Below are 16,077 nucleotides of genomic sequence, written 5' to 3'. Positions count from 1 at the left end.
CATGGATGAAAAATAATAACTTCAGACTTTCGGCGGCAGGCAAACTGGCCGCCGCGCTGGCGATAATTCTCGCCGCTTCCGCCGGCGCCTACGCCGGAGAGATCGTCGCGGCCAACGGCGCCAACGGCCCCGGCGTTTCCACCGCCGCCACCGGCGCCCAGGTGGTCGACATCGTCGCGCCGAACGGCAACGGGCTGTCGCATAACCAATATCAGGACTTCAACGTCAACCAGCCCGGCGCGGTGCTGAACAACTCCCGCGAGGCGGGGCTGTCGCAGTTGGCCGGCCAACTGGGCGCCAACCCCAATCTGGGCGGGCGCGAAGCCAGCGTGATCCTCAATGAAGTGATCGGCCGTAATCCGTCGCTGCTGCACGGCCAGCAAGAGATCTTCGGCATGGCGGCCGACTACGTGCTGGCCAACCCGAACGGCATCAGTTGCCAGGGCTGCGGGTTCATCAACACCAGCCGCTCCTCGCTGGTGGTCGGCAACCCGCTGGTGGAAAACGGCCTGCTGCAGGGCTACAGCACCCTGGGCAACCGCAATACCCTGAGCCTCAACGGCACCCTGAACGCCGGCGGCGTGCTGGATCTGATCGCACCGAAGATAGACAGCCGCGGCGACGTCATCGTACAAGACTTCACCCACCGCAACGGCAGCGTAACCCCGGCGGCGATCAACGCCATCAGCGGCCATAACCGCGTGGCGCGCGACGGCAAGGTGCTGGCCAGCGAGCAACCGACGACCGCGCTGGACAGCTACTACCTCGGCAGCATGCAGGCCGGGCGCATCAACATCATCAACACCGCGCAAGGCAGCGGCGTGAAGCTGGCCGGCAAGCTGACCGCCGGCGACGAGCTCAAGGTGAAGGTCTACGACATTCGCAGCGAAAGCCGCGTTGAAGATGCCGGCAGCAACCGCAACGGCGGCGACAACTACCAGAACTACCGCGGCGGCATCTACGTCAACGATCGCAGCAGCAGCCAGAAGCTGATCCGCACCGAGCTGAAAGGCAAGAACATCAGCCTGGTGGCGGATAACCACGCACACCTCACCGCCACCGATATTCGCGGCGAAGACATTACCCTGCAGGGCGGCAAGCTGACGCTCGACGGCCAACAGCTGAAACAGACCCAGGGCCACACCGACAACCGCTGGTTCTACTCCTGGCAATACGACGTCACCCGCGAGCGCGAGCAGCAGCAGCAGGCGGGCAGCACCGTCGCCGCCAGCGGCAACGCCAAACTCGTCAGCACACGGGAGGACGTGACGCTGCTCGGCGCCAACGTCAGCGCCGATCGGGCGCTGAGCGTCAAAGCGGCGCGCGACGTGCACCTCGCCGGGCTGGTGGAGAAGGATAAGTCCAGCGAACGCGGCTACCAGCGCAACCACACCTCCAGCCTGCGCACCGGCAGTTGGAGCAGCAGCGACGAAAGCGAAAGCCTGAAGGCCAGCGAACTGCGCAGCCAGGGCGAACTGACGTTGAAAGCCGGCCGCAATGTCGCAACCCAGGGCGCCAGGGTCCACGCCCAGCGCGATCTGACGATCGACGCAGACAACCAGATCCAGATCGGGGTGCAAAAAACCGCCAACGCCAAAGCGGTGCGCGATGACAAAACCTCCTGGGGCGGCATCGGCGGCGGCGACAACAAGAACAACAGCAACCGCCGCGAAGTCAGCCACGCTTCCGAACTGACCAGCGGCGGCACGCTGCGCCTGAACGGCCAGCAGGGCGTTACCATCACCGGCAGCAAGGCGCGCGGCCAGAAAGGTGGCGAAGTCACCGCCACCCACGGCGGCCTGCGCATCGACAACGCGCTGAGCACCACCGTGGACAAAATCGACGCGCGCACCGGCACCGTGTTCAACATCACCAGCAGCTCGCACAAGGCCGACAACAGCTACCAGAGCAGTACCGCCAGCGAATTGAAGTCCGACACCAACCTGAAACTGGTCAGCCGTAAGGATACCAACGTGATCGGCAGCCAGGTCGCCAGCGGCGGCGAACTGAACGTCACCTCACAGACCGGCAACATCAACGTCAAGGCCGCCGAGCAGCAGCAGAACATCGACGAGCAGAAGACCGCGCTTACCGTCAACGGCTACGCCAAAGAAGCCGGCGACAAGCAATACCGCGCCGGTGTACGCATCGAACACACCCGCGACAGCGAGAAAACTACCCGCACCGAGAACCGCGGCGCCACCCTCAGCGGCGGCAGCGTGAAGCTCGAAGCGGATAAGGACGTGACCTTCAGCGGCTCCAAATTGGTCGCCGACAAAGGCGACGCCAGCGTCAGCGGCAATAAGGTTTCGTTCCTGGCGGCCGACGACAAAACCACCTCGAACACCGAGCAGACCAAGGTCGGCGGCGGTTTCTACTACACCGGCGGCATCGACAAGCTCGGCAGCGGCGTAGAGGCCGGTTACGAGAACAGCAAAACGCAGGCGCAGAGCAGCAAGGCCGTCACCTCCGGCAGCGACGTCAAAGGCAACCTGACTGTCAACGCCCGTGACAAACTGACCCAGCAAGGCGCGCAACACAGCGTCGGCGGCGCCTATCAAGAAAACGCCGCAGGCGTCGATCATCTGGCCGCCGCCGACACTACCAGCAGCACCACCACTAAAACCGACGTCGGCGTGAACATCGGCGCCAACGTCGATTACAGCGCCGTCACTCGTCCGGTCGAGCGTGCAGTCGGCAAGGCGGCCAAGCTGGACGCCACCGGCGTCATCAACGACATCGGCGGCATCGGCGCGCCTAACGTCGGCCTGGATATCGGCGCACAGGGCGGCAGCAGCGAAAAACGCAGCAGCAGCTCGCAGGCGGTGGTCAGCTCGGTGAAAGCCGGCAGCATCGACATCAACGTCAAAGGCGAAGTGCGCGATCAGGGCACGAAATATCAGGCGAGCAAAGGCGCGGTCACGCTGACGGCGGACAGCCACCGCAGCGAAGCCGCGGCGAACCGTCAGGACGAGCAGAGCCGCGACACCCGCGGCAGCGCCGGCGTGCGCGTCTACACCACCACCGGCAGCGATCTGACCGTGGACGCCAAGGGCGAAGGCGGCACTCAGCGCAGCAACAGCAGCGCGAGTCAGGCGGTGACCGGCTCGATCGACGCGGCCAACGGCATCAACGTCAACGTGAAAAAAGACGCGGTCTATCAGGGCACCGCGCTGAACGGGGGCAGCGGTAAAACCGCCGTCAACGCCGGCGGCGATATCCGTCTTGATCAGGCCAGCGACAAACAGAGCGAAAGCCACAGCGGCTTTAACGTCAAAGCCTCCGCCAAGGGCGGTTTCACTGCCGACAGTAAAAACTTCGGCGCCGGGTTCGGCGGCGGCACCCACAACAGCGAAAGCAGCAGCAGCACCGCGCAGGTCGGCAACGTCAGCGGCCAACAGGGTGTGGAGCTGAAGGCGGGCCGCGATCTGACGCTTAAAGGCACCGACGTCAAGAGCCGGGGCGACGTCACTCTGAGCGCGGGCAACCAGGTCGCGCTGCGGGCGGCGGAATCAACCCAAACGCGTAAGGAGAGCAAGCTGTCCGGCAATATCGATCTGGGCGCCGGCAGCAGCGACAGCAAGGAAAAAACCGGCGGCAGCCTCTCCGCCGGCGGCGCGTTCGACATCGCCAAGGTGAATGAGTCCGCGACAGAACGCCAGGGCGCCACTATCGCCTCAGACGGCAAGGTCACCCTGTCCGCCAACGGCAAAGGCGATGACGCGCTGCATCTGCAGGGCGCCAAAGTCAGCGGCGGCAGCGCCGCGCTCGAGGCGAAAAACGGCGGCATCCTGCTGGAGTCCGCCAAAAACGAGCAGCATAAGGACAACTGGAATCTGGGCATCAAAGCCAACGCCAGAGGCGGCCAAACGTTCAACAAGGACGCCGGCGGCAAGATCGATCCGAACACCGGCAAAGACACCCATACGCTGGGGGCCGGTCTGAAGGTCGGCGTGGAACAGCAGGATAAAACCACCCACGCCAACACCGGCATCACCGCGGGTGACGTGGCGATCAACAGCGGCAAGGACACCCGTCTCGCCGGGGCGCGCGTCGATGCCGACAGCGTCCAGGGCAAGGTGGGCGGCGATCTGCGCATTGAAAGCCGCAAAGACGTTGAGAAAGGCGTGAAGGTGGATGTGGATGCCGGCCTGAGCCACAGCAACGATCCGGGCAGCAGTATCACCTCCAAGCTGTCGAAGGTGGGCACGCCGCGCTACGCCGGTAAGGTGAAAGAGAAACTGGAGGCCGGGGTAAACAAAGTGGCCGACGCCACCACCGACAAGTACAACAGCGTGGCGCGTCGCCTCGATCCGCAGCAGGACACCACCGGCGCGGTCAGCTTCAGCAAGGCCGACGGCAAAGTCACGCTGCCGGCAACGCCGGCCGGTGAAAAACCGCAAGGCCCGCTGTGGGATCGCGGCGCACGTACCGTCGGCGGCGCGGTGAAAGACAGCATCACCGGTCCGGCCGGTCGCCAGGGGCACCTCAAGGTCAATGCCGACGTGGTGAACAACAACGCGGTTGGCGAGCAGTCGGCGATTACCGGCAAGAACGGCGTGGCGCTGCAGGTCGGCGGCCAAACCCAACTGACCGGCGGCGAGATCCGCAGCCAGCAGGGCAAGGTGGAACTGGGCGGCGGCAAGGTCAGCCAGCAGGACGTCAGCGGCCAGCGCTATCAGGGCGGCGGCCGCGTCGATGCGGCCGCCACGATCGGCGGGCTGTTAGGCGGCGCGGCGAAGCAAAGCGTCGACGGCAACGTGCCGTTCGCCAGCGGCCATGCTTCAACTCAGCAAGCGGACGCCAAAGCCGGGGTGTTCAGCGGCAAATAACGCGCCCCAACGCAACGCCCCCGGTTAAAGCCGGGGGCGTTTTTTTTACAGCGTGCTCGGGGTGTCTTCCCAGTCGCGATCGTCGTCCTTGGCATCCTGATCCAACACGTTGTAAGCCACGGCGCAGAACAGCGAGTTCAGGCGCTTCATGTCCCCCAACAATCCCAAATGCAACGAACTGGTCTCGATGCTCTGCACGTTTTGCTGGTGCAAACGATCGACGTGCGCGTGCGCGTAGCGGCGATCCAAAATGCGGAAGCGGTGCTTGGAACGGCGCAGGCGCTTGGCGCTGGTGACGTCGCCGGACAGGAACACCGACAGCCCCAGGCGCAGATTGCCGATCAGCCGTTCATGCAGCCCGTCCAGCTCCGCCAACCCTTCCGCCGAGAAGGCACGGCGCGCGGCGTGCGACTTGGCGCCCACGTCGCCGGCCATGCGCTCGATGATGTCGCCCGCCTGTTCCAGGTTGAGCGCCATTTCGATGATCTCCGCCCAGCGGCGCGAATCTTCCTCGCCCAGATCTTCCTTCTGGATCTGCGCCAGATACAGCTTGATGGCGGTGTACAGCACATCGACGTCATCGTCGAGGCGCCGCACCTCTTTATCGACCCCCTGCTTACCGTGCAGCACCTCACGTTGCAGGATCATCATGTGTTCCACCACGTCGCCCATGCGCAGCGTTTCGCGCGCCGCGTTGGCCAACGCCAGCGTCGGCGTGTCCAGCGCGCTGGCGTCCAGATGGCGCGGCCGCATGCGCGGATCGTCGGCCGCTTCGTCGACGATCAGCCGTTCGCACAGCGTCGCCATCGGCCCGGCCAGCGGGATCATCACCAGGCAGCGGATCAGGTTGTAGAACACGTGGAAATAGATCACCAGCTCTTCGCTGCCGCCCGGCAGTTGAGCCATCAAATCCGCCAGATAGGAGACGAACGGCAGCACCAGTATGCAGCCCACCAGCTTGAACAGCAGGCTGCCGAGCGCCACGCGCCGCCCCGCGGCGTTCTGGCCGCTGGCGTTGATCATCGCCAGCAGGCCGCTGCCGAGGTTGGCGCCGATCACCAGACAGAGCGCCACCTTCAGCGAAATCACGCCGGATGCGGTCAGGGTGGCGGTCAGCAGCACCGCCGCCAGGCTGGAATAGCTGACGATGGCGAACAGCGCGCCGGTCAGGGCATCCAGCATCACGTCGCCGGTCAGCGACGAGAACAGCACTTTCACCCCGGCCGCCTGGGTGATCGGCGTGGCGGCGGCGACGATCAGCTCCAGCGCCAGCACGATCAGCCCAAGGCCGATCAGGACGCGTCCGATCTGGCCGATCCGCATCTGTTTGCGGCTGAGGAACAGGAAGACGCCGACCAGGATCAGCAGCGGCGACAGCCAGGAAAGATCGAAGGTCAGCACGCGCGCCATCAGCGCGGTGCCGACGTCGGCGCCCAGCATGATCACCAGCGCAGGCGCCAGCCCCACCAGCCCCTGCGCGACGAAAGAGGTCACCAGCAGCGCGGTGGCGTTGCTGCTTTGCACCAGCGCGGTCACGCCGATGCCGGAAACGAACGCCAGCGGTTTTTTCTCAACGCTGTCGCTCAACACGCGCCGCAGATTGGCGCCGTAAACCCGCATGATCCCGGTGCGCACGATGTGGGTGCCCCACACCAACAGCGCCACGGACGAAAGCAGGTGAAGAAGGGTCAGCACGGAAGATACGCTCCATTAACGCCCGGCCAAAGGAGGCTGATACCCGATGCTTGTCACGCGACGCAGAGAGGCGAGCCAAAGGATGACGGATACAGCGCGCGGTCCCGCCTGCCGGGCGTGGGTCTGGCAGGACAGCGGGCGGGCGGCAGACCGCAGAAGAGAAGGGTTAATGCGGCGGCGGGAAGGCCCCGGCGCCGCGCTGCGAAGTCATGCAACTTCCCGCAATACAACAGGTTCCAAGTGTAGCCCAATTTCCGCGCCGTCGGGCCGCAGGTCGGCCACCGAACGATTGAGCACGTCAACCAGCAATTCTACCTCGCAAACCTGAATCCGATACCGTACCACATTCCCGAGCAAACTGTGACCCAGGATCACCCCGCCGATCCCCTGTCCGGCCGGCAACAGGCCGATCGATTCGGGGCGGATCGCCACCTTGCCGACATAGCTGCGCCCGGTCAAGCGGCCGGCCTGTTCGGCGCTCAGCAGGTTGTAGTTGCCGATAAACCCGGCGGCGAAGGCATCCGCCGGCTGGGTATACAGGGTTTCCGCATCGCCGCTCTGCACGATCTGCCCCTTGTTCATCAGCACGATGCGATCCGACAGGGTCAGCGCCTCTTCCTGATCGTGGGTGACGAAGATCGCCGTCAGGTTCAGCTCGCGCTGAATGCGCCGGATCTGCTCGCGCAGGTGTTTGCGAATACGCGCATCCAGCGCCGACAGCGGTTCGTCGAGCAGCAGCAGACGCGGGCGAGTGACCAGCGATCGCGCCAACGCCACGCGCTGACACTGGCCGCCCGACAGCTGATGCGGATAGCGCTTCGCCAAATCGCTCAGCTCCACCAGCGCCAGCGCCTCCTGCACCCGCTGGCCGATCTGCCCGGCCGCCAGCTTCTGCATTTTCAGGCCGAAGGCCACGTTGCCTTCCACCGTCATATTGGGAAACAGCGCATAACTTTGAAACACCATGCCGATGCCGCGCTTTTGCGGCGCCAGCGGCACCAGATCCTGGCCCTGCAGCAAAATGTGCCCGCTGTCGACCGGGGTCAGGCCGGCCAGACAACGCAGCAACGTCGATTTGCCGCAGCCGCTAGGCCCCAGCAGGGTGACGAACTCCCCCTCTTCGGCGGTGAAATCGATATCCTGAAACACTTGGGTCTGGCCATAGTGTTTGTTCAGGCGGGTGACGTTGAGATAAGCCATCGGGTTAGCCCTTGTTTTTATTCAGCAGGTTCGCCAGCCAGGTGACGAGCAGCACCACGGCGAAATAGGAGATGACCAGCGCGCTGGTAAAGTGCCCGCTGCCGTTGCGCATATTGAACAGATAGACCTGCAGCGTTTCATACTGGCTGCCCACCAGCAGATTGGCGAACACGAACTCGCCGATCAGGAACGAAAACGACAGCAGCACGGCGATCGTTCCGCCCTTGCGCAGGTTCGGCAGCACCACCCACAGCGCCGCCTGCCAGGTGCTGGCGCCGAGCAGGTGCGCGGCGTCCATCAGATCGCGCAGGTTGATCGCCTGCATGTTGTTGCTGATGGCGCGGTAGATAAACGGCAGCGCGATGGTGAAATAGCAGCCCACCAAAATCCAGGGGGTGCCGAGCAGCGGCAGCGGATCGGCGGCGAACAGCTGCATCAGCCCCACCGCCGACACCACCGGCGGCACGGCGAACGGCAGCAGGATCAGCACGTTCATCACCGCGTCAAGCCTAGGGAAGTAGTAAGCGATCACAAACATCGCCGGCAGGATCACCACCACCGACAGCAGCAACGTGCCAAAGCAGATCAGCAGCGAGTGCCACAGCGCCAGCAAAAAGCGCGAATCGCTCCACAGCGCCGTCAGCCACTTCAGGGTAAAACCGTCCGGCAAAATGGTGGCGCCCCACTGGGTGGCCAGCGCGTAAACCAGCGTCGCCGCCAGCGGCAGCAGCAGAATCAACAGCAGCAGGCCGGTCACCGTGCGGTGGTACAGGCGTTCAACACGCGACATGAGCATTCTCCATCCGATTATGAGCGCGCATTGAGGTAGCTCCTGCGCAGCATCCATTGGTGGATCACCGTGATAAACGCCATCATCGCCACCAGCAGCATCGCCAACGCGCTGGCCAGGTTCGGATCGAGGGAGATGTCCCCCGCCACCAGCGCCGAGATGCGGATCGGGATCACGTTGAAGTTGCCGGTGGTCAGCGCGTACACCGTGGCGTAGGCGCCCAGCGCGTTGGCCAGCAGGATGACGAAGGTGCCCATCAGCGCCGGCGCCAACACCGGCAGGCCGATATGCCGCCAGTAGCGCCAGGGGCCGGCGCCGAGCAGCGCCGCCGACTCACGCCAATCGGCGCGCAGCGCATCGAACGCCGGATACAGCAACAGCACGCCCAACGGGATCTGGAAGTAGGTATACAGCACGATCAGGCCGCTCTTCGAATAGAGGTTGAAGCTCTCCATCAAACCGTATTTGCGCAGCAGCAGCGTCAGGCAGCCGTTCAACCCCAACAGAATGACGAAGGCGAACGCCAGCGGCACCCCGGCGAAGTTGCTGGTCATGTTGGTGAACGACATCACGAAGTCATGAAAGCGGGTCTGGCCGAGCTGGCGAAGTGAGTAACTGCCCACTAATGCGATCAGCAAGCCGTAGACGCTCGACCACAGCGAGATCTCCAGCGAGAACTGAAAGGCCTGCAGGTAGAACGGCGACGTGAGGATATCGACATAGTTGCCCCATCCCCAGCCGCTGCTCTCGCTGAAAAAGCTGTGAACCGCGATCCACACCAGCGGGGCGATCTGAAACGCGCCGAACAGCACGATAAACGGCAGCAGGCACAGTGCGGCGATCCATTTGGTTTTGCTGTTCATCGCGCATCCTGCGCCAGCAGCGCCCGGCAGCGCGGCTTGTCGTGCGGCGCCTGCAACAGATCGCAGATCGTGCCGCACAGCTCGGTTTGCTGCGGATCGGCGTCGTCCAGGCTGAAGCCCGCGCCGAACACGAACAGCGGCACCTGGCGCTCTTCTGGCAACACACCGCCGTGGCTGCGATCGTCGTTCATGCCGTGGTCGGCGGTAACCAGCACCTGATAACCGGCCGCCAGCCACTCGGGCAGATAGCGCGACAGCGAGCCGTCGGCGCGGCGCGCCGCGTTGCGGTACTGCGGCGAAGAGAGGCCGAAGCGGTGCCCGGCGTCGTCGATGTTCATCGGGTGGATCAGCAGGAAATCCGGCTGATGACGCTGGCGCAGGCTTTCGGCGTCGTCGAACAGATGGCTGTCGGGATAGCCGTCGTCATAATAGAAATGGCCGTGCTGAATCGGCAGCTCGGGAGCGTCGGTGTGGCGGTCGCGCGCGGCGTCGAACGGCGTGCGGTTATACAATTCGCTGAACCAATGATACGCGGCGGCGGCGGTGGTCAGCCCGGCGGCGCGCGCGTAATGAAACACGCTTTGTTGATGAGAAAGGCGCGAGACGTGGTTGTGCACCACACCGCTCTCCACCGGCGTGACGCCGGTGAGGATGCATTCATACAGCGGCCGGGAGAGCGAGGGCAACTCGCTCTCCAGCAGGTACAACCGCCCGCGTCCCGCCGCGCATTCGGCCTGCAGATACCCCATGGCGTCGTGCGCCACCCGGTAGTTGAGGCCGTCCAGCAGCACGAGGATCGTTTTCATGGTGCGTTAACTCACTGCTGCATAAACATAATGACGTTTTCCTGCCACAGGCGCGGCAGCGCTTTGGCGCTCTGTTCCCAGGCCGCCGGATCGGCGATCGGGTGCGCATTCTTGTACTGCTCGGCCGGCAGCAGCTTGGCCTTGACGTCGTCCGGCAGCGTCAGATGTTCGGCGCGGATCGGGCGGGCATAGCCGCGCGCCAGGTTGATCTGGCCGGCGTCGGAGAAGATGTATTCGCGCGCCAGTTTGGCGGCGTTCGGGTGCTTGGCGTATTTGTTGATGATGGTGGTGTAGCCGGAGGTGATCGAGCCGTCCGACGGGATCAGCACTTCAAAGCGAGTTTTGTCGATCTGATCGCGGTAGTTCAGGCCGTTGAAGTCCCACACCACGCCAACCTGCACTTCCCCTTTCTCCAGCGATGCGATCACCGGGTTACTCAGGCTCAGGCGGCCGGCCTTGGCCAGCTTGCCGAAGAATTCCAGGCCCGGCTTGAGGTTTTTCTCGTTGCCGCCCATGGCGTAGGTGGCCGCCAGCACGCCGCTGGCCGCCTGCGACGCGGTACCGACGTCGCCGATGGTGACCTGATAGCTGCCCTTGAGCAGATCGGCCCAGCTGTGCGGGATGTCTTTTACCTGCTGCTTGTTGATGATGAAGGCGATGGTGCCGGTGTAAGCCAGCGCCCAGTGGCCGTCTTTGTCTTTCGCCCACTCCGGCACCTGATCCCAGGTAGACGGTTTGTACGGCTGCGTTACCCCCTTCTGCACCGCCACCGGGCCGAAGGCCGCGCCGACGTCACCGATGTCCGCCGTGGCGTTGTTCTTTTCCGCATCAAATTTGGCGATCTCCTGCGCGGAGCTCATGTCGGTATCGACATGCTTCAGGCCGTACTTGCTCAACAGATCTTGCCAGGTGCCTTTCCAGTTGGCCCAGCTGTCCGGCATGCCGACGCTGTTGACTTCGCCTTCTTTCTTCGCGGCCTGCTCCAGCGCCGCCAGATCGGTATCCGCGGCCCAGCTCATCTGGCTGGATAACACGATGGCACTGGTTAACACAGAAGCGCACAAACGTTTCATAACTGATGCTCCAGGTGGTAGTGTGGGGATGGCTGGACTAGTCCAGCAAGGACCAAACCAATCTAACGGACGAATGTGATAATTATATGTCAGCTTAAAAAAGCGACAGTTTTATCACCCATTGCAACGGCGAAAACGCGACGCTGGTCTACCTTAAGGAAGGCCAAACGCACTGAAACGGGACACCCGCTGTATGAGTGAAGCACCGACGACCGTCGCCACCATCTGCCAAACGCTGAGCGCCCGCATCACCGCCGGCGAGTTCGCCGTGGACGGCAAGCTGCCCTCCGAACGCGCCCTGAGCGAGCAATTCGCCACCACCCGCATTACCTTGCAGGAGGCGCTCGGCCAGTTGGAGGCGCAGGGCGTCATCTACCGCCAGGTGCGGCGCGGCTGGTTCATCTCGCCGCCACGTTTGATCTACAACCCGCTGCAGCGCAGCCATTTTCACGCCATGGCGCAGCAGCAGGGGCGCGCCGCGCATACCGAAGCGATCGACAGCGCGGTCGTCACGCTCGACGCGCCGCTGGCCGGCCGCCTGGCGCTGCCTCCCGGCGCGCAGGCCTATCGCATTCGCCGGCTGCGCTACATCGACGGACGCGCGGTGCTGTACTGCGAGCACTATCTCAATCCGGCCTATTTCCCCGGCATTCTGGACGAAGATCTGACCCAGTCGCTGACCGCGCTGTACGCCGCGCGCTACGGCATTCACTACGGCCGGGTGCGTTTCGACATGCTGCCCACCCTGCTGCCGCAGCAGGCCGCCGCCATGCTGAAGGTGACCTACGGCAGCCCGGCGCTGTTCATTACGCGGGTGAATCGCGATCAGCACGACAGGGTGATCGATTGCGACCTGGAGTATTGGCGGTACGACGCGCTACACATCGATGTGGAAGCGCTGTAAATGACAAGGGCGCATCGCTGCGCCCTTAAAGAGGAAAGTCAGTCGGCGTCGTAGCCGAGGTTTGGCGCCAGCCAGCGCTCGACCTCGCTCACGCTCATCCCTTTACGCGCCGCGTAGTCTTCCACCTGATCGCGCTGGATCTGCGCCACCGCGAAGTACTTGCTCTCGGGGTGACTGAAGTACCAGCCGGATACCGCCGCCCCCGGCCACATGGCGAAGGACTCCGTCAGTTCCATACCGGTGTGGCGGTTGACGTCCAACAGCTGCCAGATGGTCGCTTTTTCGGTGTGCTCCGGGCAGGCCGGGTAGCCCGGCGCCGGCCGGATGCCCTGATAGTTTTCCCGGATCAGCTCCTCGTTGCTCAGGCTCTCGTCGGCGGCATAGCCCCAGTGCAGCTTGCGCACCTGTTCGTGCAGGTATTCGGCGAAGGCCTCCGCCAAACGATCCGCCAGCGCCTTGACCATGATTTTGTTGTAATCGTCGTGCTGCGCGTCGTACGCCGCCGCCAGCGCGTCTTCCTCCAGCCCGCCGGTCACCGCGAAGGCGCCGAAGTAGTCGGCTTTGCCGCTGCTTTTCGGCGCCACAAAGTCCGCCAGGCAGTAGTTCGGGAAGTCGGTTTTTTCCGTCTGTTGCCGCAGATGGCGGCTCACCGCCAGCACCTCGTCACGCCGTTCGTCGCGGTATACCTCCACGTCGTCGCCGACGCGGTTGGCCGGGAACAGGCCGTAAACGCCGCGCGGGTTGAGGCTGCGCTCGGCGGCCAACCGATCCAGCATCTGATTGGCGTCATGGAACAGGCGCTTGGCCTCTTCCCCCACCACTTCATCCTCGAGGATGCGCGGGTATTTGCCCGCCAGCGACCAGGTCATGAAAAAAGGCGTCCAGTCGATATAGTGGCGCAGCGTCTCGATGCCGGCCGACACCGGAAACACGCCAAGCTGCCGCGGCGCCGGCGGCTGATAGTCGGCCCAGTTCAGCGCCATGGCGTTGGCGCGCGCCTTGTGCAAATCGACCGGCGGCGTGCGCGGCTTTTTGCGCGCGTGTTGAATGCGCACCGTTTCATACTCTTTGCGGGTGCGCGCCACGAACTCGTCGCGCTGGGTGGCGGACAGCAGCGCCGACACCACGCCCACGGTGCGCGAGGCGTTTTGCACGTAGGTGGTCGGGCCGCTGTAGTTCTGCTCGATTTTCACCGCGGTGTGCGCTTTGGAGGTGGTGGCGCCGCCGATCAGCAGCGGCAGCGTAAAGCCCTGGCGCTCCATCTCTTTGGCCACGTTGACCATCTCGTCCAGCGACGGCGTGATCAGCCCCGACAGGCCGATGATGTCGACGTTCTCCTCGCGCGCGGTGCGCAGGATTTTCTCCGTCGGCACCATCACGCCAAGATCGACGATTTCATAGTTGTTGCACTGCAGCACCACGCCGACGATGTTCTTGCCGATGTCGTGCACGTCGCCTTTCACCGTCGCCAACAGGATTTTGCCCGCGGAGGTGCCCTGCTGCTTGCTGGCCTCGATGTACGGTTCCAGGTAGGCCACCGCCTGCTTCATCACGCGGGCGGATTTCACCACCTGCGGCAGGAACATCTTGCCCTCGCCGAACAGATCGCCGACCACGTTCATCCCCGCCATCAGCGGCCCTTCGATCACTTCGATCGGGCGTTCGGCCTGCTGCCGCGCTTCTTCGGTGTCCAGTTCGATAAACTCGGTGATGCCCTTCACCAGCGAATACTCCAGCCGCTTTTCCACCGGCCAACCGCGCCACTCCGCCTGCTGCACCGCCGCTTCACCGTCTTTGCTGCCGCGGTACTTTTCCGCCAGCTCCAGCAGGCGTTCGGTGCCGTCCTCGCGACGGTTGAGGATCACGTCCTCTACCGCCTCGCGCAGCTCGCCAGGCAGATCGTCGTAAATCGCCAGCTGCCCGGCGTTGACGATGCCCATGTCCATGCCGTTGCGAATGGCGTGATACAGGAACACCGCGTGGATCGCCTCACGCACCGGATCGTTGCCGCGGAACGAGAACGACACGTTGGACACGCCGCCGGAGATCATCGCGTGCGGCAGGTGAGTTTTGATGTCGGCGCAGGCTTCGATAAAGTCGACGGCGTAGTTGTTGTGCTCTTCGATGCCGGTGGCGACGGCGAAGATGTTCGGGTCGAAAATGATGTCTTCCGGCGGGAAACCGACGCGTTCGGTCAAAATTTTATAGGCGCGGCGACAGATCTCGAACTTGCGCTCGCGGGTGTCCGCCTGGCCCACTTCGTCGAACGCCATCACCACCACCGCGGCGCCATAGCGGCGCACCAGCCGGGCGTGGTGGATAAAGGCCTCTTCGCCCTCCTTCATCGAGATCGAGTTGACGATGCCCTTGCCCTGAATGCACTTCAGGCCTTTCTCGATAACGGACCACTTGGAGGAGTCGATCATGATCGGCACCCGGGCGATATCCGGCTCGCCGGCGATCAGGTTGAGGAAACGCACCATCGCCGCTTCGGCGTCGAGCATCCCCTCGTCCATGTTGATATCGATGATCTGCGCGCCGCTCTCCACCTGCTGGCGCGCCACGTCGAGCGCCTCGTTGTATTTCTCTTCTTTGATCAGGCGTTTGAAACGTGCCGAACCGGTGACGTTGGTGCGCTCGCCGACGTTAACGAACAGGGTGCTGGCGTCGATGGTCAACGGTTCCAGACCGGCCAGGCGGCAGGCGACCGGGATATCCGGCAGCCGGCGCGGCGGCACGCCCTCGACCGCCTTGGCCATCGCGGCGATATGTTCCGGCGTGGTGCCGCAGCAGCCGCCGATAATATTGAGGAAGCCGGCCTGCGCCCACTCCCCGACCTGGCGCGCCATCTCGGCCGCATCCAGATCGTACTCGCCGAAGGCGTTCGGCAAACCGGCGTTCGGGTGCGCGGTGACGTAGGTCTCCGAGATGCGCGCCAGCTCGGCGACGTACTGACGCAGCTCATCCGGCCCCAGGGCGCAGTTCAGGCCGAAGGTCAGCGGCTTGACGTGGCGCAGCGAATTGTAAAACGCTTCGGTGGTCTGGCCGGACAGGGTGCGGCCGGAGGCGTCGGTGATGGTGCCGGAAATCATGATCGGCAGTTCCACCCCCAGCGCTTCGAATTCGGTTTCCACCGCAAAAGCGGCGGCCTTGGCGTTGAGGGTGTCGAAGATGGTCTCGATCATGATCAGATCGACGCCGCCTTCCACCAGCGCGCGGGTCGATTCGCGGTAAGCCGCCACCAGTTCATCGAACGAGATGTTGCGGAACGCCGGATCGTTGACGTTCGGCGAGATGGACGCGGTGCGGTTGGTCGGCCCCAACACCCCGGCGACATAGCGCGGTTTTTCCGGCGTGCGCGCCGTCCATTCGTCGGCGCAGGCGCGCGCCAGGCAGGCGGCCTGATAGTTAATCTCGGCGGACAGCGACTCCATATGGTAGTCGGCCATGGCGATGGAGGTGGAGTTGAAGGTATTGGTCTCAAGGATATCGGCGCCCGCCTCGAGATAGGCGTAATGAATGGCGGTGATCACTTCCGGCTTGGTCAGCACCAGCAGATCGTTATTGCCTTTCAGATCGCTGCGCCAGTCGGCGAAACGCTCACCGCGGAAATCGCGCTCATCCAGACGGTAGCTCTGGATCATGGTGCCCATGCCGCCGTCCAACACCAAAATGCGCTGCGCTAACTGGCGGCGCAGTTGTTCTACTCGATTCGTCACTGTAACCCCTTCCATTGCCATCCAGCCCATTGCTCAACTGCCGCAAAAACCAACGAGTCATCCTAGCACAGCTTGTAAGGACAAAGGGCCAGGCGACAATTGAGAGTTTTTCAGGTTGTGCGCCAACACCTCCGATGAGCTGACGGCGACTTGCAATTCATCGACAAAAAACGAAAATGAATTCCATCATACGGA

The 16,077-nt window shown here is 63.6% G+C and carries 9 protein-coding genes; 2 read left to right on the top strand and 7 right to left on the bottom strand.

The genetic code is table 11. The features are described 5' to 3' along the window. Positions 1–5 precede the first annotated feature (5 nt). Complete coding sequence (locus tag ACJ8PE_RS09595) at positions 6–4,832, top strand: hemagglutinin repeat-containing protein (RefSeq protein WP_442536752.1); 4,827 nt, start codon at positions 6–8, stop codon at positions 4,830–4,832. Between the two features lie 45 nt (positions 4,833–4,877). Here the strand turns inward: ACJ8PE_RS09595 and ACJ8PE_RS09590 are convergent, their stop codons facing one another. The 6 genes from ACJ8PE_RS09590 to ACJ8PE_RS09565 all read right to left on the bottom strand — a co-directional run bounded on the left by ACJ8PE_RS09590 (position 4,878) and on the right by ACJ8PE_RS09565 (position 11,259). Then, a complete protein-coding gene (locus tag ACJ8PE_RS09590) occupies positions 4,878–6,527 on the bottom strand; it encodes a Na/Pi cotransporter family protein (RefSeq protein WP_033644385.1) in 1,650 nt (549 codons plus the stop codon). Between the two features lie 207 nt (positions 6,528–6,734). Then, on the bottom strand, positions 6,735–7,727 hold the full coding sequence (locus ACJ8PE_RS09585; protein ID WP_197784026.1) for an ABC transporter ATP-binding protein: 993 nt from the start codon (positions 7,725–7,727) through the stop codon (positions 6,735–6,737). A gap of 4 nt (positions 7,728–7,731) precedes the next feature. Continuing rightward, positions 7,732–8,517: an ABC transporter permease gene (locus tag ACJ8PE_RS09580; RefSeq protein ID WP_046897177.1), complete on the bottom strand. Its 786-nt coding sequence runs from the start codon at positions 8,515–8,517 to the stop codon at positions 7,732–7,734. A 17-nt stretch (positions 8,518–8,534) separates the two neighbouring features. Then, positions 8,535–9,380 carry an ABC transporter permease gene (locus ACJ8PE_RS09575; RefSeq protein WP_033651199.1) on the bottom strand — a complete coding sequence of 282 codons (846 nt, stop codon included), beginning with the start codon at positions 9,378–9,380 and terminating at the stop codon, positions 8,535–8,537. Beyond that, a complete protein-coding gene (locus ACJ8PE_RS09570) occupies positions 9,377–10,186 on the bottom strand; it encodes an alkaline phosphatase family protein (protein WP_016930299.1) in 810 nt (269 codons plus the stop codon). Before ACJ8PE_RS09570 ends, ACJ8PE_RS09575 begins: the two co-directional genes overlap by 4 nt. 11 nt (positions 10,187–10,197) lie before the next feature. Further along, entirely contained in the window at positions 10,198–11,259 is a 1,062-nt protein-coding gene (locus tag ACJ8PE_RS09565; protein WP_033631954.1) for an ABC transporter substrate-binding protein, read from the bottom strand. 193 nt (positions 11,260–11,452) lie between these two features. Here ACJ8PE_RS09565 and ACJ8PE_RS09560 point away from each other — a divergent pair, with 193 nt between their 5' ends. Further along, positions 11,453–12,163: a UTRA domain-containing protein gene (locus ACJ8PE_RS09560; RefSeq protein WP_042785476.1), complete on the top strand. Its 711-nt coding sequence runs from the start codon at positions 11,453–11,455 to the stop codon at positions 12,161–12,163. Positions 12,164–12,201: 38 nt separating this feature from the next. Here the strand turns inward: ACJ8PE_RS09560 and metH are convergent, their stop codons facing one another. Further along, positions 12,202–15,897 carry a methionine synthase gene (gene metH, locus ACJ8PE_RS09555; RefSeq protein ID WP_197793826.1) on the bottom strand — a complete coding sequence of 1,232 codons (3,696 nt, stop codon included), beginning with the start codon at positions 15,895–15,897 and terminating at the stop codon, positions 12,202–12,204. Positions 15,898–16,077: the final 180 nt, after the last annotated feature.

Origin of the sequence: Serratia sp. CY74737, from assembly GCF_052166775.1 — a bacterium.
Lineage (GTDB): Bacteria > Pseudomonadota > Gammaproteobacteria > Enterobacterales > Enterobacteriaceae > Serratia > Serratia ureilytica.
This window is presented reverse-complemented; position numbering and strand designations above follow the sequence as displayed.

Excerpts from the sequence above, each read along its gene's own strand:
- ACJ8PE_RS09580 (WP_046897177.1), bottom strand. The coding sequence starts at position 8,517 with ATGTCGCGTGTTGAACGCCTGTACCACCGCACGGTGACCGGCCTGCTG.
- ACJ8PE_RS09560 (WP_042785476.1), top strand. The coding sequence starts at position 11,453 with ATGAGTGAAGCACCGACGACCGTCGCCACCATCTGCCAAACGCTGAGC.
- ACJ8PE_RS09570 (WP_016930299.1), bottom strand. The coding sequence starts at position 10,186 with ATGAAAACGATCCTCGTGCTGCTGGACGGCCTCAACTACCGGGTGGCG.
- ACJ8PE_RS09565 (WP_033631954.1), bottom strand. The coding sequence starts at position 11,259 with ATGAAACGTTTGTGCGCTTCTGTGTTAACCAGTGCCATCGTGTTATCC.
- metH (WP_197793826.1), bottom strand. The coding sequence starts at position 15,897 with ATGGAAGGGGTTACAGTGACGAATCGAGTAGAACAACTGCGCCGCCAG.
- ACJ8PE_RS09595 (WP_442536752.1), top strand. The coding sequence starts at position 6 with ATGAAAAATAATAACTTCAGACTTTCGGCGGCAGGCAAACTGGCCGCC.
- ACJ8PE_RS09575 (WP_033651199.1), bottom strand. The coding sequence starts at position 9,380 with ATGAACAGCAAAACCAAATGGATCGCCGCACTGTGCCTGCTGCCGTTT.
- ACJ8PE_RS09585 (WP_197784026.1), bottom strand. The coding sequence starts at position 7,727 with ATGGCTTATCTCAACGTCACCCGCCTGAACAAACACTATGGCCAGACC.